22 protein-coding genes are annotated in these 22,697 nt (G+C 68.6%); 11 read left to right on the top strand and 11 right to left on the bottom strand.

The annotated features are described in order from the left end of the window. Positions 1–196 precede the first annotated feature (196 nt). On the top strand, positions 197–1,102 hold the full coding sequence (locus CRP45_RS11000) for a helix-turn-helix domain-containing protein (RefSeq protein WP_245910065.1): 906 nt from the start codon (positions 197–199) through the stop codon (positions 1,100–1,102). Positions 1,103–1,275: 173 nt separating this feature from the next. Then, a complete protein-coding gene (locus tag CRP45_RS10995; protein WP_097244997.1) occupies positions 1,276–2,706 on the top strand; it encodes a hypothetical protein in 1,431 nt (476 codons plus the stop codon). Between the two features lie 300 nt (positions 2,707–3,006). Here the strand turns inward: CRP45_RS10995 and CRP45_RS10990 are convergent, their stop codons facing one another. Both CRP45_RS10990 and trhA read right to left on the bottom strand, forming a co-directional pair. Then, the gene (locus CRP45_RS10990) at positions 3,007–4,683 is read right to left on the bottom strand and encodes an adenylate/guanylate cyclase domain-containing protein (protein ID WP_245910064.1); all 1,677 of its coding nucleotides are present in this window, start codon (positions 4,681–4,683) and stop codon (positions 3,007–3,009) included. A gap of 357 nt (positions 4,684–5,040) precedes the next feature. Beyond that, positions 5,041–5,715, bottom strand: coding sequence for a PAQR family membrane homeostasis protein TrhA (trhA, locus tag CRP45_RS10985; protein ID WP_342747019.1), 675 nt, complete (start codon positions 5,713–5,715; stop codon positions 5,041–5,043). A gap of 118 nt (positions 5,716–5,833) precedes the next feature. On the opposite strand from trhA, the gene CRP45_RS10980 reads away from it, so the two are divergent. Both CRP45_RS10980 and CRP45_RS10975 read left to right on the top strand, forming a co-directional pair. Then, positions 5,834–6,652 (top strand): isoprenyl transferase, encoded by an 819-nt coding sequence (locus CRP45_RS10980; RefSeq protein ID WP_067784692.1) that lies wholly within the window; start codon positions 5,834–5,836, stop codon positions 6,650–6,652. A 38-nt stretch (positions 6,653–6,690) separates the two neighbouring features. Continuing rightward, positions 6,691–7,293 (top strand): hypothetical protein, encoded by a 603-nt coding sequence (locus tag CRP45_RS10975; RefSeq protein ID WP_179830870.1) that lies wholly within the window; start codon positions 6,691–6,693, stop codon positions 7,291–7,293. A 10-nt stretch (positions 7,294–7,303) separates the two neighbouring features. Here the strand turns inward: CRP45_RS10975 and CRP45_RS10970 are convergent, their stop codons facing one another. Further along, on the bottom strand, positions 7,304–7,543 hold the full coding sequence (locus tag CRP45_RS10970; protein WP_143861405.1) for a hypothetical protein: 240 nt from the start codon (positions 7,541–7,543) through the stop codon (positions 7,304–7,306). 197 nt (positions 7,544–7,740) lie between these two features. Beyond that, complete coding sequence (gene coaA / locus CRP45_RS10965) at positions 7,741–8,673, bottom strand: type I pantothenate kinase (protein ID WP_067784698.1); 933 nt, start codon at positions 8,671–8,673, stop codon at positions 7,741–7,743. 181 nt (positions 8,674–8,854) lie between these two features. Between coaA and CRP45_RS10960 the strand changes: the two genes are divergently transcribed. Next, positions 8,855–10,051, top strand: a complete 1,197-nt coding sequence (locus tag CRP45_RS10960) for a DUF885 domain-containing protein (RefSeq protein WP_097244994.1) — start codon at positions 8,855–8,857, stop codon at positions 10,049–10,051. A 611-nt stretch (positions 10,052–10,662) separates the two neighbouring features. Here the strand turns inward: CRP45_RS10960 and CRP45_RS10955 are convergent. Both CRP45_RS10955 and CRP45_RS10950 read right to left on the bottom strand, forming a co-directional pair. Next, positions 10,663–11,112 (bottom strand): nitroreductase family deazaflavin-dependent oxidoreductase, encoded by a 450-nt coding sequence (locus CRP45_RS10955; RefSeq protein WP_179830843.1) that lies wholly within the window; start codon positions 11,110–11,112, stop codon positions 10,663–10,665. An 11-nt stretch (positions 11,113–11,123) separates the two neighbouring features. Then, positions 11,124–11,576 (bottom strand): PaaI family thioesterase, encoded by a 453-nt coding sequence (locus tag CRP45_RS10950; protein WP_067784707.1) that lies wholly within the window; start codon positions 11,574–11,576, stop codon positions 11,124–11,126. Between the two features lie 97 nt (positions 11,577–11,673). Here CRP45_RS10950 and CRP45_RS10945 point away from each other — a divergent pair, with 97 nt between their 5' ends. Together CRP45_RS10945 and glyA are read left to right on the top strand one after the other, a co-directional pair. Next, entirely contained in the window at positions 11,674–12,231 is a 558-nt protein-coding gene (locus tag CRP45_RS10945; RefSeq protein ID WP_097244993.1) for a TetR/AcrR family transcriptional regulator, read from the top strand. Positions 12,232–12,278: 47 nt separating this feature from the next. Beyond that, on the top strand, positions 12,279–13,574 hold the full coding sequence (glyA, locus tag CRP45_RS10940; protein ID WP_067784713.1) for a serine hydroxymethyltransferase: 1,296 nt from the start codon (positions 12,279–12,281) through the stop codon (positions 13,572–13,574). A 106-nt stretch (positions 13,575–13,680) separates the two neighbouring features. Here glyA and CRP45_RS10935 read toward each other — a convergent pair whose 3' ends face one another. After that, positions 13,681–14,118: a hypothetical protein gene (locus tag CRP45_RS10935; protein ID WP_097244992.1), complete on the bottom strand. Its 438-nt coding sequence runs from the start codon at positions 14,116–14,118 to the stop codon at positions 13,681–13,683. A 355-nt stretch (positions 14,119–14,473) separates the two neighbouring features. Here CRP45_RS10935 and CRP45_RS10930 point away from each other — a divergent pair, with 355 nt between their 5' ends. Both CRP45_RS10930 and CRP45_RS10925 read left to right on the top strand, forming a co-directional pair. Then, the gene (locus CRP45_RS10930; RefSeq protein WP_097244991.1) at positions 14,474–15,310 is read left to right on the top strand and encodes an alpha/beta fold hydrolase; all 837 of its coding nucleotides are present in this window, start codon (positions 14,474–14,476) and stop codon (positions 15,308–15,310) included. 30 nt (positions 15,311–15,340) lie between these two features. Beyond that, positions 15,341–16,258 (top strand): alpha/beta fold hydrolase, encoded by a 918-nt coding sequence (locus tag CRP45_RS10925; protein ID WP_097244990.1) that lies wholly within the window; start codon positions 15,341–15,343, stop codon positions 16,256–16,258. Between the two features lie 89 nt (positions 16,259–16,347). Here CRP45_RS10925 and CRP45_RS10920 read toward each other — a convergent pair whose 3' ends face one another. The 3 genes from CRP45_RS10920 to CRP45_RS10915 form a co-directional block, all read right to left on the bottom strand. Next, the gene (locus tag CRP45_RS10920) at positions 16,348–17,082 is read right to left on the bottom strand and encodes an ESX secretion-associated protein EspG (RefSeq protein WP_097244989.1); all 735 of its coding nucleotides are present in this window, start codon (positions 17,080–17,082) and stop codon (positions 16,348–16,350) included. Continuing rightward, positions 17,082–19,013 carry a hypothetical protein gene (locus CRP45_RS33290; RefSeq protein ID WP_143861404.1) on the bottom strand — a complete coding sequence of 644 codons (1,932 nt, stop codon included), beginning with the start codon at positions 19,011–19,013 and terminating at the stop codon, positions 17,082–17,084. The genes CRP45_RS10920 and CRP45_RS33290 overlap by 1 nt, the downstream gene beginning before the upstream one ends. 86 nt (positions 19,014–19,099) lie before the next feature. Beyond that, a complete protein-coding gene (locus CRP45_RS10915; protein WP_097244988.1) occupies positions 19,100–20,281 on the bottom strand; it encodes an FAD-dependent monooxygenase in 1,182 nt (393 codons plus the stop codon). 112 nt (positions 20,282–20,393) lie between these two features. Between CRP45_RS10915 and CRP45_RS10910 the strand changes: the two genes are divergently transcribed. Together CRP45_RS10910 and CRP45_RS10905 are read left to right on the top strand one after the other, a co-directional pair. Beyond that, on the top strand, positions 20,394–21,134 hold the full coding sequence (locus CRP45_RS10910; RefSeq protein WP_097244987.1) for a TetR/AcrR family transcriptional regulator: 741 nt from the start codon (positions 20,394–20,396) through the stop codon (positions 21,132–21,134). A gap of 27 nt (positions 21,135–21,161) precedes the next feature. Next, positions 21,162–21,584 carry a limonene-1,2-epoxide hydrolase family protein gene (locus CRP45_RS10905; RefSeq protein ID WP_097244986.1) on the top strand — a complete coding sequence of 141 codons (423 nt, stop codon included), beginning with the start codon at positions 21,162–21,164 and terminating at the stop codon, positions 21,582–21,584. Between the two features lie 325 nt (positions 21,585–21,909). Here CRP45_RS10905 and CRP45_RS10900 read toward each other — a convergent pair whose 3' ends face one another. Then, entirely contained in the window at positions 21,910–22,182 is a 273-nt protein-coding gene (locus tag CRP45_RS10900; RefSeq protein WP_097244985.1) for a hypothetical protein, read from the bottom strand. Positions 22,183–22,697 lie beyond the last annotated feature (515 nt).

The following is a 22,697-nucleotide window of genomic DNA, read 5'->3' as shown; positions in this document are numbered from 1 at the left end:
CACAGCTTTCATACGCCTCACATAGTCGGTGGCTATGTGAACCGTATGGAAGTTGTGTGGGAAACGCGGCGTCGGCCGAGGGGGCGGCCCCTCTTTGCGGGGGCGATCGGCATCGGGTTGACACCAACCCGAGCCCGATGTGAATATTCGGGCCAGTCAGTGCATGAATCGAACTCGGTCGCGGAGGGGGGTGTCGGTGTCGGCAGACAAAAGCGGCTCGGCCCGCTCGTCGCCGCCGACCGACCGCGTCGTCGCGCTGATGGAACGACTCGCCGCCCTCGAATCACCGGCTACCGCAGCGGATTTGGCTGACAGTGTCGGGCTGAGCCGCTCGACGGTCGGCGCCATTCTCGGCTCGTTGGACGGGCACGGCTGGGTGAGCCGGTTGCCGGATCTTCGGTATGTGCTCGGTCCGGGGTTCCTGGCCATGGCCGAGCGGGCACGCACCGCGCTCGAAGGTGCCGCGGCTGTGCCGAGCCTGCTCGACGGTTTGGCAGCCCGTGTCGGCTGCGGTGCGGCCCTGAGCGTGGTCGGATCGGGTCAGCTCGTCTTCATCGCCGTCACGCGCGGCGTCGGCCATATCCCCGCCGGAGTCGAGGTCGGACTCCGGCTTCCCCTGCAAGCACCCGCCGGCGCGGCCGTCGTCGCGTTCGCCGACCCTGCCGTCCAACGGAACTGGATCGCCGGCGGCCCGGCCGAGCGCAGGACCGAGTGGCAGCGCGGACTCCGGCAGATCGCCGACCGCGGCTTCGCCGCATGGGGAGCAGACGTCGCCGACCTGCATCGCATCGACGTTCTGGGTCGAGTCATCGCGCATCTGTCCGCCAATGCGTCGAATCCGCAACTGCGCGACGAGGTTCAGGCGCTCGTGGCCGAGGCCGGGGGACGGCTGCACACCGCCGCCGCACTCGATGCCGACGAACCGTTGCCGATCAGCTATCTGGCCGCGCCGGTTTTCGATCGGGGCGGAAACGCGCTGTGGGAGTTGCAGATCGGTCCACTTCGACCGTCCGTGTCGCGACCCGAGCGGCAGCACTACATCCGAGAACTCACCGCGGCCGCCCGCGCGCTCGGGGCCGTCATGGCCGACAGCTCCCGCTGATTCGAGAGCGTCGCACCAGTACCTCGGGAGCTCTCGAAACTCTTGCCAACTCCCGCCGCCCCTTCTAGCGTGTAGCGCCATGCGAATACTGGGACAAGGAAATTCGAGTATTCGCACTGGGCGGGTTTTCGGCCTGGTCGACGCCCCGCACCCACTAGTCAGGGAGAAAGCCCGTGTTCGAGAGACTGGGTCGCGCCGTCGCGACCGTCGCGCTGGGGACGACAGTGTTGCTGACCTTCACCACAGGATCGGCGACCGCAGCGTTTTCCCTACCTCCGGCCAATCCGCACCTGGGGCCATTGGGCACCGCGACCATGCACGGCGATGCCGAATCCTCCGATGCCACGCCGTTCGCCGGCCCTGGCGCCGGTGACGTGGACAGCGATTTCCGCGAACTCGCCGCCGCGTGCCCCACCATCCTGCAGGGTGCGGACGGTATGCCGCAGGCGCTGTGCACCAAGATCCTCGACCGCGCGCCGAAGGTGTTCCTGCTCGATCCGCGCAACGGCCACCCTCTCGCCTCGCTCGACCTGACCAAGGGCAGTCTGCTCGGCGGCGTCTACGCCTATCTCGACAACCAGGACCGCATGGTCACCGTCGACGGCAGCGGTGAGCTGCTGCGGATCGGGCACCGGCGCGCGGGCGACGACTGGCAGGTGTTCGTCGAGTCGAGAACCGATATCTCGCAAGCGGTTACGGGTCATTGCGGCGGCGGAGACTGTGACGCGGTCAGTTCGGTGATGGCCGACTTCGACGGTCGCGTGTGGTTCGCCACCGACAACGCGGCCGCCGGGTTCTTCGATCCGGCCACCGGAGCCACCCGATCGATCGTGCTCGGCCCCGGCGAGAAGGTGGCCAACAGCATCTCCACCGCTCCCGAAGGCGTCGCGATCGCCACCACGCACGCGCTCTACCTGGTCACCGTCGACGGCTCCGGCAATCCGCAGGTGAACTGGCGGTACGCCTACGATCGCGGCCCCGCCCGCAAACCCGGTCAGCTCAGCTGGGGCACGGGCGCGACTCCGACGTTCTTCGGTTCCGGCTCGGGCACCGAATATCTCGCCATCACCGACAATGCGGTGCCCAAGGAGAATCTGCTGGTCTTCGACACCACCACCGGAAACCTCGTCTGTTCGGTGCCCACCGTCGACGGCACCGAGAACTCGCCGATCGGCTCCGGCAACAGCCTCTTCGTCGCCAGCACCTACGGATACCCGTATCCGGCCGTCCCGGAGGGCGCTGGACCGAGCGAACCGGCCAGCGCCAAGTTCACCGGCGGCATGGTGCGAGTGGACGTCACCGGCTCCGGCTGCCAGGTGAAGTGGACCAATGACGCACTGTCCGCGGCTGTTCCGCGCCTGTCGGTGGCCGACGGCAAGATCTACACCGTCACCCGGCACACCATCATCCCGACCGGCAGCGTCGGCGTGACCGACAACTTCCGCTACACCGTCATCGACGCCGCCACCGGTCGCATCGAGAAAGAGAAGCTGATCGGCGCCACCGCGGTGCACAACACCCTGCAGATGGTCGGCACCATTTCCCCCGACCGCACGCTCTACCAGGGCACGATGAGCGGTTTGTTCCGCATCGCACCACGGTAGCGCCGCGTCCAGTGGTCGGCGCGGTAACCGACTGAAGGTCACCCCCATCCCTTCGGACCGACCGGAGGTGACCTTCGTTCACCCGACCTGCGTGCCCAGGGTGGACCGACCGAGGGTGACCTTCATCGCGATGGGCCGACTGACAGTGGCCTTTGGTCGGATTGTGCGTCCAACCTTTCTGGACGGGGCACTAGCGGCGGCTGCTGGAGGACGGGTCGACGGGCGCGTGTCGCCCGTGAGGGCAGGCGGGCGCGCGTCGCCCGTGACGGGCAGGCGGGTGCGGCAGAAAGGCCGTGTCGGCTAGTCCGATTCCGCTGCCGTGCTGCGTATTTCGGTGATGGCGCTGACCGGTGACTGGTCGGCGGTGGTGTCGGCGACCGGGTCGGTTGCGCCGGATGGCAGCGTGCGGCCGTCGGTTGCTTCGGCGGCCGCGTTCGGATTGCCATCCGGCAGCGCGCGGTCGTCGACGCCATCGACAGCCGGATCGTCCTGGGGCGCAGCCGGTTCGGTGTCGGTCCAGCAGGCCGTCGGTTCCTGCATGCCGCGCAGCAGAATGTTGTCGTAGAGCGTCCATTGCGCGCGCTCGTGCGGCGCCGCGGCCTCGATCACCGCGCCGCTCACCAGGATTCGGCGGGGCACGTCCTTGGCCTCGGTGGTCAGGCGGGCGGCCTCGTTGACGGCGTCGCCGATGACGGTGAACTCCAGGCGCGTATCGGTGCCGACGTCCCCGGCGAAGACCTGTCCGCGCGCGACACCGATGCCGATGTCGAGCTCGCCGATGGCCGTCACCTCGTCGCGGATTCGGCGGGCCGCGCGCAGCGCCGGAGTCGCGTTGTCCCGCAGCGCGATCGGCGCGCCGAAGATGCACAGTGCCGCGTCGCCCTCGAACTTGTTGACCAGCCCGTCGTTCTCCTCGGTCGCCGCGACGACGATCGAGAGCAGGCGGTTCAGCTTGGCGACGAACTCCTGCGGCGGCAGGCCGGTGGACAGCGCGACCGAGCCCGTCACGTCGACGAACAACGCGGAGACGACGCGCACGTCACCGGTCAGGTCCATGCCGCCGGTGAGCGCCCGCTCGGCCACCTGTGCGCCGACGTGCCTGCCGAATACGTCGCGCATCCGTTCGCGTTCGCGCAGATTCGCGGCCAGCTCGTTGACCGAGTGTTCGAGCCGCCCGATCTCGCTGCTGCTGCCGACCGGCACCCGGACGTTCGTCTCGCCCCTGCTGATCAGATCCAGCGCCAGCCGCAGCGTCCGCATCGGGGTGGCCACCGCGCGGGCCAGGATGGCGGTGGCCAGCGCGCCGACGCCGATGCCCACCGCGGACAGATAGATGGCGGTGCGGATGCGGTCCGAAGCGGCCGCGGCGGGATCGGCGAGCACCACGATCAGCATGGCGAGCGGCATGGCGCCCGCGACACCCCAGGTGACGACGACCCGCACCAGCACCGACGAACTCCAGTGCATGGTGTCGCCGAGCACCGCCGACACCACCGGAACGGTCGGCCGGATCAGCCGGTCAACGATCAGGAAGGTCACCGCCGCCGACTGCAACGCGCCGAGGGTGAACAGCGACGCCGTCACACCGGGGGTGTCGATTTCGGTCAGGTGGGTGAACGTGGCGGTCACGATGATCACGCCAGGTATCCACAGCGCCAGCGCCCGGACGGTGATCGCGATCGGCAGCCGCAGCAGTCTGCGCGCCTCCGCCACCGTCGGCTTGCGCTTCTGATCCAGCCAGCCGAAGTACCTGCTGCGGTCCCGCATGGCCAGGCCGACGCCCGCGAGCAGCCCGACCGCCGGGTAGATCGCGACAAGGCCCATGGTGCGCATCCAGTCCTCGCCGAGTCTGCCGAAGAACCCGCTGAGCCACAGCCCGGTGACGATGACCGCGAGACCGCTCAAATTCGCGGTGATGATCACGGCCGACAGACCCCAGTGGGCCTTGAGCGCCCAGACGACGAGCTTGGCGATCACGACGCGCGACCACCCGCCGGAGAAGGTGACCGCCGGTGCGAGCGGGGACGGGTGGCGACGAGTGACACGAAAAAGCAGCTTATCCGGCTCGATCGGGCCGAGAGGCGGCAACGGATATCTCGTTGGTCGGCCGCTCGGCACGGCAGTCGCCGAGACCATCCGCGGGTTGCCGAGGGACCCGGTGTGGCCGCCGACGAACCCGGGCGCGGCTGCCGCTCGGCGCAGGTGGCGAGAGTTCAGTGTGGCTGTCGACGGCTCGGCGCGGCTGGAACCTCGGCGGTGCCGGGCCGAAGTTCGGCGCGGACGCCCAGCCTCGAGTTCGGGTGGCCGTTGACGACTCGGCGCGGCTACCGAAACTCAGCGCAGCACGACCAACCAGATCGCGATGTAGTGACTCAGCGCCGCCAGCACCGTCGCGGCGTGGAAGAACTCGTGGTGCCCGAACACCGTCGGCCACGGGTTGGGCCACTTGGTGGCGTAGAGGATCGCGCCGCCGCTGTAGATCAGCCCGCCGATCAGCAGCAGGATCAGCGGCGCGATGCCGATCTGATTGTTCAGCTGCCCGGCCACCGGCACGATCGCCCAGCCGAGCAACAGATACAGCGGAACGCCGACCCACCGCGGCGCGGTCGGCCACAGCAGTTTGAGCGCGACGCCGGCGAGCGCCCCCGCCCAGACCACCGCGAGCAGCGTCTGCCCGGTACCTCCCGGCAGGCCGAGCAGCGCGAACGGAGTGTAGCTGCCCGCGATGAACAGGAAGATCATCGAATGGTCCGCGCGCTTCATCCGGATGCGGGTGCGCGTGGTCTCCCAGGTGACGCGGTGGTAGACGGCGCTGATGCCGAACAACCCGCAGACGGTGAGCCCGTAGACCAGGGTCGACCAGCCGGCCGTCGCGGACACGGTGGCCGCCTCGACGACAAGCGCGATCACCGCGAGCGCGGCGATGCCGACCGCCCACGTGTGGATCCAGCCGCGCATCCTTGGCTTGACCAGGGCGGCGAGTGCCTCGGCAGGGGAGGCGCCGACCAGCTCCGCGTCGGCCGCGCCGACAGATTCGGACACGAGTGTGACCTCCTAGTTAACCAATGAGTAACCTACGCCACCGTAGGTTCGCGCCGGATGCCACTGTACCGGGGAATCGCGGCCGATGCCGGAATCGCGCCACCGAGGCGTACTGTTGGACGCCGTGGAGCTTCGGAGTCGGGTGCGTGGTCTGCCATACCGCATCTACGAGGCCCGGCTGTCCAAGCAGCTGGCCGATAAACAACACCCACGCCACGTCGCGGTCATGTGCGACGGCAATCGCCGGTGGGCCAGGGAGAACGGGTTCACCGACGTGAGCCATGGCCACCGAGTCGGCGCGCTGAAGATCGCCGAGCTGGTCGGCTGGTGTTCGGACGAGGGCATCGAGATGGTCACCGTCTACCTGCTCTCGACCGAGAATCTGCAGCGCGATCCCGACGAGCTGGAGACACTGTTCGAAGTGATCACCGACGTCGTCGAGGAGCTCTCCGCGCCCGAACGGGATTGGAGCGTGCGTATCGTCGGCTCGCTGGACGGGTTTCCCGAGCTGATCGCCAAGCGGTTGCGCACCGCGGCGGAGCGCACCGAGGGACGCCAGGGTGTGCACGTCAACGTGGCGGTCGGGTACGGCGGGCGTCAGGAGATCACCGACGCGGTGCGCTCGCTGGTGCGCCAGGAGATGGCCGCGGGGGAGACCGGCGAGGATCTGGTGCAGTCGATCACCGTCAACGCCATCGGCCAGCATCTCTACACCTCGGGTCAGCCGGATCCGGACCTGGTCATCCGCACTTCGGGTGAGCAGCGACTTTCGGGCTTCCTGCTGTGGCAGAGCGCATACTCGGAAATATGGTTCACAGAGGTCTACTGGCCGGAGTTCCGCAGGGTGGATTTCCTCCGCGCCTTACGCGATTACGCGGCCCGACATCGCCGTTTCGGGGTCTGAAACGGCCACATTCCAGTACCGTCCGGTCTGTGCAAGTTATGACGCAGACCCCGCCGACGCCCGCGCCCGCCGCGCGCGGTGACGGGCCGGGTCGGCCCCTCAGCTACGAGGAGTTCGGCCGCCGCTTCCTCGAATACGCCGTGTCCGAAGAGCGCGTCGCCGCCGCGTTCGGCGAACTGACCGGAGCGGCCTTCGACATCGGCCCGATCCGAGTCGGGCCCGCTCGGCTGGCCAAGGTCGTCGCCCATGTGCGCCTTGGTATTCCGCGCGTGCACCGCCACCTCGACGAGGTCATCTCATTCGACCTGGTCCTGCCGCTGCGCGTCGGCATGCTCGTCGACCTCGGTATCGACCGGCACCGCTTCGAGGTGGACGGCACGGTCCACCTGCACCTCACCGCTCGCACCGCCGAACCGCTCCGGGTGCTCATCGAGATCGCCGAACCCCGCCTGCGCGATGTCCGCGTCAACGTGGCGGCGGGCACCAAGCGCGCCCAACTCCTGCGCGTCCTCGTCGGCGTAGACCACGAGATCCGCCGCTTCGTCGCCCGCTACATCGCCACCGAAATCCGCAAACCCCACATCGCCTCGGTACTCGACATCGACGTGGCGACGCGCTTGGACCAAGCGTGGCGGCTGTAGCCGACGGCTCTCACAGACCCGCGACGAGGTAGGCGAAGAATGCTGTCAGCGCCCACACCCCTGCCGTGAACGCGACGGCTTCGTCACGGACACGCGGATATCTGAACCACGCCGCGGCCGAGATCAGTGGCGCGGCGAGTAGCACGGTCCGCCAGTTCCACGGGAATGGGATGAGATCGTGTTCCGGAAACACACCGGCCCAGAGGCATATGAACGGATACGACGCACAGAACGCGGCCGGAATCGTCAAGAACCGCCACCACGTCAAGGATCCCACTGGCTCCCCCCAGTTATGTCCCCGCCTTTGATCGGCTCAGATCAGTCGACTGGTTGCGGGTCGGGAAGCTGTGGGCGGCAAAGGCTTAGGCGAGGGCTGGACCGCGTCGCGAGCCGCGTGTTGTGCCGTACGCAGGCCTTCGGTGCTGTATCCCGTTGCGGGGCAATGGATTACAACTTACGGAGTCGGAGGCGGTTGATGCTGTGGTCGGCGTCCTTGCGGAGGACGAGGGTGGCGCGGGGGCGGGTGGGGAGGATGTTCTCGACGAGGTTGGGGCGGTTGGTGGAGTTCCAGATCTCCTTGGCGGTGGCGGTCGCCTGCTCGTCGGTGAAGCCCGCGTAGTGGTGGAAGTGGGCGGCGGGGTCGGCGAAGGCGGTCTCGCGCAAGGTGAGAAACCTTTGCACATACCAGTTTTCGATGTCCTCGATGCGCGCGTCGACGTAGATGGAGAAATCGAACAGATCCGAAACCATAAGGCGCGGACCGGTTTGCAGCACATTCAGTCCCTCGACGATGAGGATGTCGGGCTGGCGCACGCAGTGCAATTTGCCGGGCACGATGTCGTAGGAGTTGTGCGAATACACCGGCGCGCACACCTCGGCCGCGCCGGATTTCACCTCGGTGACGAAGCGCAGCAGTTTGCGTCGGTCGTAGCTCTCCGGAAAACCCTTGCGGTGCATGATGCCGCGGCGGGTGAGTTCGGCTGTGGGATAAAGGAACCCGTCGGTTGTGACCAAATCCACACGCGGATGGTGGTCCCAGCGGGCCAGCAATGCCTGCAGCACACGCGCGGTGGTCGATTTTCCGACCGCGACGCTGCCCGCGACACCGATCACGAACGGCACCTGCTGGTCCGGATGCGTCTCGCCGAGGAAGGTCGCGGTGGCGGCGAACAGGCGCTGACGCGCGGCGACTTGGAGGTGGATGAGACGAGCGAGCGGCAGATAGACCTCCGCGACTTCCTCGAGGTCGATCTGTTCGCCGAGACCACGCAGCCCGATCAGTTCTTCCTCGGTGAGCACCAGTGGAGTCGATTTGCGCAGCGTTCGCCACTGCTTACGGTCGAATTCCACATAGGGGCTCGGCTCGCTCATTCGTGCCACTTACCCGACGCTCCATTTCGGCAAACACGCACTCGAGCCGGGTCGGCTCTGTGAGATTCGATCTAGCTCTCGCCGCATGGTCGAATTCTCCTCCGCACCGGCGCTGTGTGAAACGGGGGGTACCGCTACCGGCTGGTAACTACCTCGATACCTTGGCCGGTTGCCGCTACTGTCGGCTGGCATGGAAGCGCATCCCCTCGTCACCGAGTACCTGCGACTCGGCCTGGCTTTCGACCGGCTCGAGGAAGGTTTCGTCGACGCGTACACCGGCGACCCGCAGCTGCGCAGGGAGGTGCAGAACGCCCCCGCGCCGCAGCCACGTGATCTCGCGCGCCGCGCCGCCCAACTGCGCGCGGAACTGCCCGAGGCGGGCCTGTCCTCGGAGCGCGCGGAGTTCCTCGACGTGCACCTGCGCGCGCTGGAGTGCTCGGGCCGCAAGTTCGCGGGCGACGACATCGGCTTCGTCGACGAGGTGCGCGCCTATTTCGACGTCGACATCGCCCCGGGCGACGTCGAGGACTATCGCGACGCGCACCGCCAGATGGACGAGGTGCTCGCGGGCGACGGACCGCTCGCCGAGCGGGTCGCCGCGCACCGCAAGGCGGACGAGATCCCACCGGAACGGTTGAGCGTCTGCGTCGAGGCGTTCTCCGGCGCGCTGCGCGAACTGGTGCGCGAGCGGTACCCGCTGCCCGACCACGAGCACGTCACCTACGAGGTGGTCGGCGACAAGCCGTGGTCCGGATTCAACTACTACCTGGGCAACTACCACTCCAAGGTCGCGATCAATTCCGATCTGCGACAGCACATGTCGAACCTGCCGCAGCTGATCGCGCACGAGTCCTACCCCGGCCACCACACCGAGCACTGCCGCAAGGAGGCCGGTCTGGTGGCGGCCGGTCAGGCGGAGCAGACGCTGTTTCTGGTCAACACGCCGCAGTGCCTGATGGCCGAGGGCCTCGCCGATCTGGCGTTGCGCTCGATCGTCGGGCCGGGCTGGGGGAAGTGGGCGCAGGAGATCTACGCCGATCTGGGCCTGCGTTTCGACGGCGACCGCGCCGAGCGCCTTTCCACGGCCTCGGCGAAACTGCTCGCCGTGCGCCAGGACGCGGCCCTGCTGCTGCACGATCGCCGTCGCGACGAGACCGAGGTCGCGGAGTTCCTGCAGCAGTGGAATCTGACGACGCCGGAGCGGGCGCGGCAATCGCTGCGGTTCCTCTCCTCGCCGCTGTGGCGCGCCTACATCAGCACCTACGTCGAGGGATACCGCCTGCTCGGCGGCTGGCTGGACCGCGCGGCCGACGCCGACGAGCGCGCCGACCGTTTCCGGCGGCTGCTGGACGAGCCGCTCACCCCTGGCGCGCTGCGCGCGATGTGAACCACGCGCCGCGCCGGGGGTAAGCCCCTCACTCCCAGGCGTGCTGCGAACGATGGGGATACCGTGCCGCGCCTGTGCGGGCCTGCTCGCTCCGGGCGCGCTGCGCGATGTGGACCCGCATGCCGCGGGTGCTGGGTGGGTTGCTCGCCCCGGGCGGCGCGCTGCGCGATGTGGACCGCATGCCGCGTCTGCCGGGTGGGCCGCTCACTCGCCGCGCACGATGTGAAGCTTCTGCCGCGGCGGCTGGATGAGCCGCTCACCTCGAGAGCTGTTCGCGAGCGATGTGAACCGCGAGGTGACGAAAACGCGCCCGCCACCATTCCGGGCGAGCGCGGTCTTCGTCACTGGATGACCGCGCACCCTTCACCGGAGGACAGCGAGCACATCAGCAGCGAGAGCGTCCGAAGCAGCGCTTCGATCGGGTTGTTGGGGACGGAGACGAGATGCGGCATGGCAACCTTCCTCGGTGAATTCGATGGGACAACGTCACCTGTTGAACCGGTACGCGCCGGGTATCTCGTTACGGTCCGCGCCGCCCCAAATCCCGTGGGCAAGGCCTGATCACCGACCGAGGGTGACCGCCATCGCGTCAGGCGCGGTGAAGGTCACCTTTAGTCGGGGTCGGCGGCCGAGAAGGTGACGCGCACCGAGATCGGGTCGGTCTCCAATGCCTTGATCGTCCACGCGAGCACCGGCCGCGCGATCCCCCCGGTGGCGAAGCTGCGCGCCCTGGCAACCACGTCGTCGTCGGGGACGAACTTCGCGGTGCCGGTGTACCAGCGGTCGCCGCGGCGCAGCCGGACCCGGGGGTCGGCGGTGATGTTGCGCGCCCAGCCCGCGCGGGGACCGTGCTGGCAGATGATCCAGGCGCCCTTGTCGTCGAACGACGCGGTCACCGGAACTCGCCGAGGGAGACCGGTTTTCGCGCCGGTCGTCTCCAGCTCGGAGACCAGTGCGGTGCGGATGCCGAGCCGATCCAGCGCCGCCACCGTCGGATTCGCGATGCAGCGGCCGATCATCCGCTCCCGCTTGAACTTTCGCAGGGTGTTGCGTTCGGTCACGGTTGTGCTCCTCAGCGGAAGATGACGCAGGTGGTGGTGGCGTGGGCGACCAGACGACCCTGGTCGTCGACGACGCGGCCCTCGGCCGTCGCGGTGGTGCGCCCGACGTGGATGGTGGTGCCGGTGGCGGTGAGCTTGCGCCCGTCGGTGGGCACCGAGCGGATGTAGTTGATCTTCAGCTCCAGGGTGGTGTAGCCGACGCCTGCTTCCAGGGTGGTGTGCACCGCGCAGCCAAGCACCGAGTCGAGCAGCGTCGCGCAGATGCCGCCATGCGTGCTGCCGAGCGGGTTGGCGAACTCCGGGCGGGTTCGCAGGCTGAACACCACCTTGCCGTGTTCGAGCGTCTCGGCCTCGATGCCGAGCAGGTCGCCGATGAACGGTGGGCGGTCCTCGAGCGACATCGCGGTCTTCAGCAATTCGAGGCCCGATAGCTGTGTCGGATCGAGCTGCGCGGGCGAACTCATGGATTTCCATCCTTTCGATGAACCGATCGGTCCACATCTGTCATGATTGGAGCATGGACCGATCGGTTCACGCAAGGTGTCGGAGAGAGGGACGACCATGACGCAGGGCCCACGCGCCCGGTTGATCGAGGGCGCCATCGAGCTGGTGCGTGAGCACGGCGTGCACGGCGCCGGGCTCGCCGCGCTGCTCGACCGGAGCAATGCCTCGCGCAACTCGCTCTACCAGCACTTTCCGGCGGGCAAGAGCGAGCTGGTCGCCGCGGCGACCGAGGTGGCAGGTCGCAGGATGTCGGCCGTCATCGAGACGGTGACCCGCTCGGGAGAGCCCGCGGACTGGGTCGGCGCGCTCGTCGGGTGGTGGAAACAAGCCCTGGAGAGCAGCGCCTATACCGCCGGGTGCCCGATCGTCGGCGCCGCGCTCGCCGAGTCCGAGCCGAACGTGCAGGCCGCTGCGGGGAGCGCTTTCGCCGACTGGACCGAGTTGCTGGCCGCCGGGCTGATCGGTCGCGGCGTGGACGCGACGCGGGCCCGGTCGCTGGCGAGCTTCGTGATCAGCGCGGTCGAGGGCGCCATCGTCCAGGCGCGCGCGACGAAATCGACCCGCCCGCTCGACGACGTCCAGGACAACCTCGCGACCTTGCTGCGAATCCGCTGACCGGCCCCCTGCCGGAAGCTCGACCCTGCCCCAATAGACTGAGGCCCGTGACGCAGACGACCGCCTCTGTCAATACTCAGTCCCTCGGTGAGCTCGATCCCGAGCTCGCTGCCGCGATGGCAGGCGAGCTCGCCCGCGAGCGCGACACCCTGGAAATGATCGCCTCGGAGAACTTCGTGCCGCGCGCGGTGCTGCAGGCGCAGGGCAGCGTGCTGACCAACAAGTACGCCGAGGGCTACCCGGGCCGTCGCTACTACGGCGGCTGCGAGCACGTCGACGTCGTCGAGACCCTCGCCCGCGACCGCGCCAAGGAACTGTTCGGCGCCGAATTCGCCAACGTGCAGCCGCATTCCGGCGCGCAGGCCAACGCGGCGGTGCTGATGGCGCTGATGAACCCTGGCGAGAAGCTGCTCGGCCTCGACCTCGCGCACGGCGGTCACCTGACCCACGGCATGCGGCTGAACTTCTCCGGCAAGCTCTACGAGGTGCACTCGTACGGGGTGAGCAAGGAAGACCACCGCATCGACATGGACGAGGTGCGCAAGATCGCGAAGGAGGCGCAGCCGAAGGTCATCGTGGCAGGCTGGTCGGCCTACCCGCGGCACCAGGACTTCGCCGCGTTCCGCGAGATCGCCGACGAGGTGGGCGCCTACCTGTGGGTGGACATGGCGCACTTCGCCGGTCTGGTCGCCGCCGGTCTGCACCCCTCCCCGGTGCCCTACGCCGACGTCGTGTCCTCCACCGTGCACAAGACCCTCGGCGGTCCGCGTTCCGGTCTCATCCTGGCCAAGCAGGAGTTCGCCAAGAAGCTGAACAGCTCGGTGTTCCCCGGCCAGCAGGGCGGTCCGCTCATGCACGCCATCGCCGCCAAGGCCGCCGCGTTCAAGATCGCCGCGACCGACGAGTTCCGTGACCGCCAGCAGCGCACCCTCTCCGGCGCCAAGATCCTGGCCGAGCGCCTCAACGGCGCCGACGTCAGCGGCAAGGGCATCAGCGTGCTCACCGGCGGCACCGACGTGCACCTGGTGCTCGTCGACCTGCGCAACTCCGCGATCGACGGCCAGCAGGGCGAGGACCTGCTGCACGAGATCGGTATCACGGTGAACCGCAACGCCGTTCCGTTCGACCCCCGCCCGCCGATGGTGACCTCGGGTCTGCGCATCGGCACCGCCGCACTGGCCACCCGCGGCTTCGGCGACGCCGAGTTCACCGAGGTCGCCGACATCATCGCCACCGCACTGGTCGGCGGCTCGGATGTGGAGACCCTGCGCGGCCGCGTCACCAAGCTGGCCCAGAGCGTGCCGCTCTACCAGGGCCTGGAGGACTGGCGCCTGCTCGGCTGAGTCGTAGTTTTCGCGAACGCCCCCGGGATACCCGGGGGCGTTTCGTTTTTCGGCATCCCGGCCGTCTGCTGACCGTGACCGTGGGCGGATGAGGACCGGGCCGCGGCTAGCCCGCCGATAGATCGATGCCCTTGGCCGCGGCGAGTTGCGTGAGCTTCTCCACCTCGTCGATCGGCACCGCGACGTAGGTGTGCAGGGTCTCGTCGTCGCGCCGCAGCAGGTACTCGTAGTCGCCGTCGGTGAGCAGATCGTCGTTCTCGTCGTAGAAGTGCCAGCGGACCCGGACCCGCGTGATGAGCGGCGTCAGGTCGACATGCTCGAGCAGGGTGTGGCCGACCCTGGCGAGCCCGAGCCGCTGATAGAACGGATACGACTGCGCGAGCCCCTGCGCCATCTCGGCGTTGCTGGACAGCGAACCCACGAAACCGTCGCTGAGAATGGTGCCCGGCGTGCCCCACATGGCGGCGGACCGTTCGGCGTCGAATGCGCTCAACGCGGCCTGATACTCGTCGAGGAACGACTCGATTTCATCCCGTGTTGTCATCCCTCCAACCTAGGCGTACCTCCGCCTTCGCTCCGGCCATGCGCGGGTTTCGGACGGACTGCGTCCGGCGGCGCCTGTCGTGCGTACTCCGCCTTCGCTCCGGCCATGCGCGGTTTTCGGACGGACTGCGTCCGGCGGCGCCTGTCGTGCGTACTCCGCCTCCGCTCCGTGCGCGGCTGCACCCGGCGTTGCCGACTTGCTGCCGCGGGCGCAGGTGAGGACCGTGGTGCGACACGAAGGCATGTGATGCACATCACAGGTATCTGCGATGAATCTCAGAGCACGCCATCGTCTCAATCGGTGAGCGGTGCCGGACATCGCCGTTGAATCTGGTTTGCGGAGAAGGACATTGAACGTGGAGACCATCACTACGCCCGGGGGCGTCGAGCTGGCATTCGATCGCACAGTCGGCGGTGAAGCCGGAACGGTGATCCTGATCGGCGGGGCATTCAGCTATCGGGCATTTCCGAAAATGATCGAGCTGGCCCGGAAATTGAGCAAGGAGTACGGGCTCACGGTCGTGAATTACGACCGGCGCGGTCGCGGTGACAGCACCGATTCGCCCGGTGTGTACGACGTCGAGAACGAGATCGACGACCTCGCCGCGCTGATCGAGGCGGTCGGCGGCGAGGCGGCGGTCTTCGGCTGGTCCTCGGGTGCTGGATTGGCGCTGCTCGCCGCGGCCTCGGGTCGGGTACCCGGCATCACGAAGGTGGTGGCCTTCGAGCCGCCGTTCGTCACCGACCATGAGAACTTCGTTCCCCCAGCGGATCTGGCGGTGAAACTGCACGAGCTGATCGCCGCGGATCGGCGCGCCGAGGTGGTGCGGTACTTCATGACCAAGGGCATGGGTACGCCGCGCCTGTTCGCCGCGATCATGCGCTTCACGCCTTTCTGGAAAAGTCTGCTGGCCACCGCGCCTAGCACCGCCCACGATTGGGCGATCATGGGTCCGTACATGCGCGGTGCGGCACTGAGTCCGGCGGACTGGGCGGGCGTGAAGGTTCCCACCCTGGTCGTTTCCGGCGGCAAGAGCGGAGCCCTGCTGCGGTCCGCCGCACGAGCCATAACCGCCGTGCTTCCGAACGCGCGGCACGAGGAAGTGGCGAAGCTGAGCCACAATCCGAATATCGACCTGCTTGTCCCGGTCTCCGGCGAATTCCTCGTCGGCGCAGAGCGATTCGCGGCGTGAACGCGCCCACCCGACCGAGAGGATCGAACCATGCGAATGCGCATCGTGTCGCTGTCCGTCCTTAGCGCCGTGGCCGTATCCGCTTCGCTGGTCAGTGGCTGCGGTAGTGAAGACACCACCGGCGGTGGCGTGTCCACCTCGCAACCTCTGCCCGCTGCGGCCGATCAGGCATCCGCCGACGGCAGGGGTCGCTACGCCGAGATCAACGGCGGTCGGCTCTACTACGAGTCTCGCGGCGCCGGGCAGCCGTTGATTCTGCTGCACGGCGGGCTCTCGACCGCCGAATCCACCTTCGGCGCGTTCATCCCGGAGTTGTCCGAGAATCGGCGGGTCATCTCGGTAGAGCTGCAGGCCCACGGCCATACACCCGATCGCGAGCGCCCGCTGAGCTACGAGTCGATGGCCGATGACGTCGCCGCGCTCATCACCCACTTGAATCTCGGCAAGGCCGATCTGTTCGGCTACTCGCTCGGCGGCGGTGTCGCGATGCAGGTGGCCGCTCGCGCACCGGACCTGGTCGGCCGGCTGGTCGTCATGTCGGCGCCCTACCGTTCCGACGGCTGGATGCCCGACACGCGCGCCGGGATGGCCGCGATGGAACCCGACGCCATGCGCGACACCCCCATGTACCAGCTCTACAGGAGCGTCGCACCGGATCCGGCCGGCTGGACGTCCCTGGTGACGAAGACCCGGCAACTGCTCGCTCAGGATTACGACTGGGGTGCGCAGCTGGTGAAGATCCAGGCGCCGACGCTCGTACTCGTCGCCGAATCCGACGCCCTGTATCGAGAACACGCCACGGATATGGTCTCCCGGCTGGACACCGGTGCGGCCGCGAGTGCTCGACTCGAAATCGTTCCGAGCACAACGCATTACGACATCATGTACCGATCCGACCTGATCCTGCCCACGCTCACTTCGTTCCTGGCGTCGGCGACCATCCGGTAGTGCGCCAATCCCGCGAAGCTTTGTGCCGCTGCGAATTCCGATGTACCAGAGCCTGACCCGTCAATCCCGCAATCAGCGGACGGGCCCGGTCAGTCCATGCGGGCACGCGCCCGGATGATCGATTCGTCCAGGTAGCGGGCGATGTCGGCGGTGGTGGCGGGGCGGATCATCAGGGCGCGGTTGGCGGGGACTTCGCAGTAGCGGCCGTCGTCGGTGTCGATCCAGCGGAGTTTGCCGGTGCGGAGAGGATCGGCGTTGCGGGGGCCGAGCAGGACGGTGACGGTGCCGCGAGTCGTACATGGCTGGCGCCAGAATCGGCGGTAGCGGTCCCTTGTCGCGGTGGCGGGAGTGGTGCCGAAGGGGTCGGTGCGTTCGTCGGCGAGATCATCGAGGAGATAGGTCCTTTCGGCGACGGTGCCCGGCTCACGGTCGGGGAGCAAGCGGACGAGTTCCGTGGCGAGCTGGTCTGTTCGGCAGCGGCGCAGCCGAATTCGGCCGCCGTCGGGAGCCGGGTTCTGCAACGCGACGACGCCGGAACCGCCCCGGTGGGCGCAGCCGATGGCGCGCAGCTCAGCGCCGCCGCGCCGGTTGTCGATGCCGAAAAGCTCGATACGCCAATCGGGCCGGGCCAGCACCTGGATGGCGCGTTGCAGCGGCACGTGCTCGTCGTGTTCCAGCTCGGTGCGGAAATCGCGCTGGTACGCCTGGTATTCGCGAAGGCCGGGGAAGCGGCTGGTGAAGCGGAACGGGAACGGCATCCGATCCAGTCCGGTGCCGAACCACACCGCCGCGAACTGCTCGGCCGAGAGTATCCACTGCGCCATCAGTCGGCTCCCAACGCCGGCGGGACGGTCTTGGGCGTCTCGCCGATCAGCTCTTGGCCGTGCTCTTCGGAGCGCAAGTACTTCGCCGACCGGTGCTCGCCATCCTCCTCGGCCCGGGTTCGCGGCGCGGACGGCATCAGGCCCGCGTAGCCGGTGGAGCCGGGGATGCCCGCGCGGGCCGGAACACCCGACGGCGGTGCGGGATTCGGGGTTGCCGCGGGCTGGGCGGGTACGGAGGAGCCGGGGCTCGGTGGTGGTGCGGGGGCGTTGGGCGGTGGGACAGGCGCGGACGGACGTGCGGGATCGTGGAGCGCGGCGGGGGCGAGCGGCGGTGGTGGGCCTGTGATGGGGGATTGACCGAGGGGTGTGTTCGGTGCGAGCGGTGGGGTCGGTGCCGAGAACGCGGGTTGCGGAGAGGTGAGGGGTGGGAAAGCCGTGGACGGCGCGGAACCTACGGACGTCGGAGTTGGTGCGGCGGGCATCAGGGGCGCCGCAGCGGGCGTGGGGCCTGCGGACGTAGGAGGCGGCGCGGCGGGCGCGGGAGCCGAGGATGGTGGGGGCGGTGCGGACGTCGGGGACGATGCGGCTGAGCTCGGCGGCGTGGATGCGACTTCCTGCGCGGAAACAGACTGTGCTGCAACGGAGTCCGTTTCGCCGCCGGTCGAGTTCGGGGGACGCTCGCCGTTGTCCCCGGCGGACGAGCCGTGATTCGACACCGTCCCCTGCCCGGTGGATCCTCCTGGTTGCGTCCCCGCCCCGCCTTGCGCGCCGGTCGTGTCCCCCACGAGGTGGTCGGGACCAGACCCGACCTGTCCGCCGGTGCCCGGTTTCGCGCCATTCTCGGGTTGTCCGCCGGTGCCCGGCTGCGCGCCAGACCCGTACTGCTCTTCGGCGCCATCCTCGGCCTGCGCACCGTTCTCGGTCTGCGTTCCGGTTCCAGGTCGAGCCCCGAAGCCGGACTGCCCTTCCGCGACGTGCTGCGCGCCACCTTCAGGCTGCACACCGGATCCCGGCCGTGTGCCGTCCTCGGCCCGTGCGCTGTCTCCGGCCTGGGTCCCGGTGCCGGCCTGCGCGCCGTTCTCCTGCTGCGCACCAGCCGCTGGCTCTGCGCCGTTCACCGGCTGGGTCCCTGTCCCCGGCTGCGCCAGGCCCCCCGGCTGGGCGCCGGACTCGGACTGACCGTGGCTACCCGGCTGCGCGGCGTTTTCGGTGTGCGCTCCTGTCCCCAGGTGCGAGGCGTTCACCGGCTGTGCTCCCAGTGCGGGTTGTGCTCCGGCGCCTATGGAATGCGCCCCCGCCCCGAACTGCGTCTCATTCCCGGGCTGGGCTCCAGCTGCCGGCTGCGTCCCCACCCCGGCTCCCGCACTGTAATCGGTCATCCTGCCCGTACCCGGCAGAGCGCCCTCGAGGAGCCCGTCCGCACCGGCACCGCTGACCCCCACCGGCGACGGCAACGTCGGGATCCGCGCCGCCGTCGCACTGTACGGCTGGATGTAGAGCCTGTTCATATCGTCGCGCGCCTGGTCCTCTTGCGCGTTGCGCTCTTCCGGCGCAGCGGAATTCCCGGTACTCACCTCCGGGATGGCCGCCTTGAACTGCGCGGCCGCGCTCGCCGCCGCCGCGATCGGCTCCGATTGCCTGCCCAGCGCCGCCCCGAGTTCCCCGAGCCGACCGAGGAAGTCGCGGACACCGCGCACGGCCGCGTCCGCCGCGGCGCCCTCCCACCGCTGGTCGACCGCCCGCTGTAGCGCCGAGCCGAACTGCTCACCGGCGGCGATGACCATCCCGGACAGCCCGGCCCATGCGTCCTGAGCGGCTATCGACGCGCCCGGGTTCATCCTGTCGGCGGCTGCTTTGATCTCCGCGTGGGAAAAGCTCTGCGCGTTCTCGGGATTGGTGATCGCGCTGCTGTCGGTACCGTGCACTGCCATCGCGGTGGCCCCTTCCGTCAGTGCCGTTTGAACCTAATAGACGCACCCGCGCACGAAGCGGTTCCACCGAAACTCGGGAAATCCGTTCAGCGCGCCGCCAGCAGGGCGGGATAGTCGCGCAGGTCGATGTCGTTGGCGGCGTTGTCGCCGTACTTCGTCATCAGCGTGAACAGCCGGGAGCCGAGGAACCAGTTGCGAAGCCGGATGCCAATAGCAGTGGACGGCGCTAGGAATCGCCCGGCGTTCGAGTTGCCCGCGATCTTCGCGTACCGGCGCATGATCTCGTCGTAGCGGGCGAACGCGACGGTGTGGTCGCCATCCGCGAGCGCCAGTTCCCCGGCGAGCACGTACGCGCCCACCACAGCGAGCCCGGTTCCGAAGCCGCCCAAAGTGTTTCCGTACGCCGAATCGCCCACGAGCGCGACACGGCCCGCGGTGTAGCGGTCCATCCGCACCTGCCCCATCGAATCGAGGTAGACGTCGTCGAACTCGGCGAGTTCGGCGAGCATCCGCGGCACCTCCCAGCCGAGCCCCGCGTAGTGCTCGGCGACGATGCGCCGCTGCGCGTCCAGGTCGTCCCGCGCGTACGCCAGTTCCGGCGCCGCGAACAGGTACAGCTGTTGGGCCTTCGAGCCACCGCTGATCGCGAGCCGTCCCGGCGCGTTGTGACCGTAGGCGACGGCCCGCTCGCGCGGCGTCGACGAGTCGCTCCACGGGCTCGCCCCTGCGACGCAGTAGTAGTGTCCGAGGTGCCGCACGAACTGGCGCTCCGGTCCGAACGCCAAATGCCGGACCCTGGAATGGATTCCGTCGGCGCCGACGACGAGATCGAAGGTGCGCTCCGTTCCGCGCTCGAAGGTGACGTGCACGCCCTCGGCGGTCTCGGTGAGCCCGGTGATCGAGTCCCCGAACACGTACTCGCAGTCGTCGGCCGTGTGGCGGTAGAGGATCTCGGCGAGGTCCCCGCGCAGGATCTCCACGTCGCCGCCGGTGAAGTCGCCGGACATGAGCGCGAGCCGCGAGCCGCGTTCGTCGACGAACACCACGTCCGACGCCCCGGTGCGGTGCTCCCAGATTTCCTCCCACACACCCATGCGCTCCAACACGGCGCGGTGCGTGCGGCCTTTGAAATCGACGGCCTGCCCGCCGGGGCGCGGCGCCGCGGCGCGTTCGACGACGGTGACCTCGAACCCGTACCTGTGCAGCCAGAACGCGAGGGCGGGGCCCGCGATACCGGCGCCGGACACGAGAACGGAATGGTGGCGCATGGTTTCTCCCGAATTAGCAATTGCGTCCGCCATATTCTGTTTCCGGCAGACGCAAATCAGCGTATGGTAGACACAGTTCCGGGTCAACCCATTCGTCCTGGAGGATTCGCCGATGTCGTCACCCACCACCGTGGAACTGCTGTGGGGCACCAGGCAGCCGCCGCGGCGCGGACCGAAGCCCTCGCTGACGCTGGCCGGGATCGTCGCGGAAGCGATCGCGCTCGCCGACGCCGATGGCCTGGTCAACCTGTCCATGCAGCGGCTTGCCGAACGGCTCGGCTACACGAAGATGTCGCTGTACCGCTACGTGCCGGGCAAGGAACAGCTCATCGCGCTGATGCTGGACACGGCCATGGGCGAGCCGCCCGAACCGCCGCGCGAACCGACCTGGCGGGAAGCTCTGCGCGGCTGGGCGCTGGCCATCTTCGACCGCTACCGCGCGCACCCGTGGACGCTCGAGCTCGCCGTCGGAGCGCGCCCGATCGGGCCCAACGAGATGGGCTGGCTGGAGGCCGCGGTGGTCGCGATGGACGGCACGGGGCTGTCCGGACCCGAGCGGCTGGACACGGTGGTCCTGCTCAACGGCCACGTGCGCAGCCTCGCCCAGCAGGTCGGTGCGGCGGGCAAGACCGACACGGCCGAGCAGGTGCTGCGGCAGTTCACCGAGACGATGGCCGCCGCGGCCGATCGCTATCCCGCGGTCAGGGCGGCCTTCGCGGAGGAGGCCGCCCGATCGGCGAACCCGCCCTACGCCGACGACCCCGGCGACGCGCTGAACTTCGGCATCGAGCGGGTCCTCGACGGCCTCGCCGTCCTGATCGCCCGCCGGGCCGCCGAAAACAACACCACATAGGGCGGCCAAGCGGCTTAAAGTCGAACCATGTCCGACGAACTCCAACTGCAGCAGGACGCGATCACCACGGTGCGGGAATTCTTCGCCGCCCTGGAGCTCCGTGCGGTCGGCGAGGCGCTGGAACTGCTCGATCCCGACATCGTCTGGAAGAACACCTCGCTACCGGACGTGCGCGGCATCCGGCGCGTCGGCGGCGTGTTGCGCGGGCTCGATCGTCCGATGTTCGGCTTCCGCGTCGATATGCACCACATCGCGGGCAACGGCGACATCGTGCTCACCGATCGCACCGACTACCTGCGGTTCGGTCCGGTGGAGATCGGGTTCTGGGTGACCGGCACCTTCGAACTGCGCGACGGCCGAATCGTGCTGTGGCACGACCACTTCAGCTGGGAGAACTTCATCCGCGGCGCCGCCGTCGGCCTCTTCCGCGCGGCCTTCGCCCGCCGCTGAATCCGCCCACCGCCCGCCGCCGCACTCCGCTCGCTACCCGCCGCCGAATCCCGCCCGCTGCTGAATCTCGGTCGCCGCCCGCTGAATCCCGGTCGGCGCCCGCCAGCGACCCCAGGCCGCAGGCTCACCGCTGAACTCCGGCCGCCCGCCGTCGCAAACCACCGCCCGCCGTCACCGACCGGCCCGGTCGCACCGGTTCGCCGCGCGGCTTCGGCCCAGTGTCGGTTTGCCGACGCACTCCACCCGTTCGCCGATTCGCCCGGCGCGCACCGCCTTTCGGCGCGATCGCCGGACAGTCGCGGCCGCGTTGCCACGGCCGGCCCTGTCACGAATGCGCGACCAGGTAGTCCAGGTAGAACGGCCGTAGCTGCTCGGCCACCGCGCCGTCGCCCGCGTGGATGTAGTCGTCGATCAACGGCAGCACGAACTTGATGTCCGCCTCGCTCTCGCCGACGTTCCCCGCGGCTGCCTCGGCGGCGGGAATGCGGGTGAGCAGCTGCCACAGGTATTTGATGTCCCCGCGGCGCACGGCCAGCCGCACCGCCCGGTCGTGCAGCTCCTTGGACGACAGGTTCTCGAGTTCCTCGTTACCGGCCATGATTCGACTCTAGTCGTCACTGCCGGACGGAGTCCGTCGATAGCCGCGCACGGCCGGAGCGAAGGCGGAGGTACGCCTAACTGTCCCGGTGAGCTGCGGCGACAACCACTTCGGCGACCCCGCCGAGCCGCGCGTTAACGGGATCTTCACCGACACGCCTCACCTTCCCCGAGCGCGGACCGGGCAGTCGGCGGTAACTTCGGAGATGCGGACCGCGTCGGTGTGGTTCGTACGGGAGGTCCTGACCGTGACTGAGCTACTCAGTACGAGGGGGCCGGCACCCGGCCCTCGTGGCATCTGACGCAAGTCGGATCCAGAAGGACGGACCGGTCCAGCGAGATCGTCCACGCGGGTGCCGTGTGGACACAAAAGGAGCCCACCGTGACTGCTGCACGCTCCGTTTCCGCCCCCTCGGCGCACTCCCGTTCTGCTGGCACAGGAAAGCGCGCCGCTGTCTCTTCGGACACCAAGGGGGCCCGCCCCTCGCTCTCCCACACTCCCGGTGCCAAGACCTT

Origin of the sequence: Nocardia amikacinitolerans (genome assembly GCF_900215415.1) — a bacterium.
Taxonomy (GTDB): domain Bacteria; phylum Actinomycetota; class Actinomycetes; order Mycobacteriales; family Mycobacteriaceae; genus Nocardia; species Nocardia amikacinitolerans.
The sequence above is the reverse complement of the archived record's forward strand: the minus strand, read 5'-3'. Positions and strand labels throughout refer to the sequence as shown.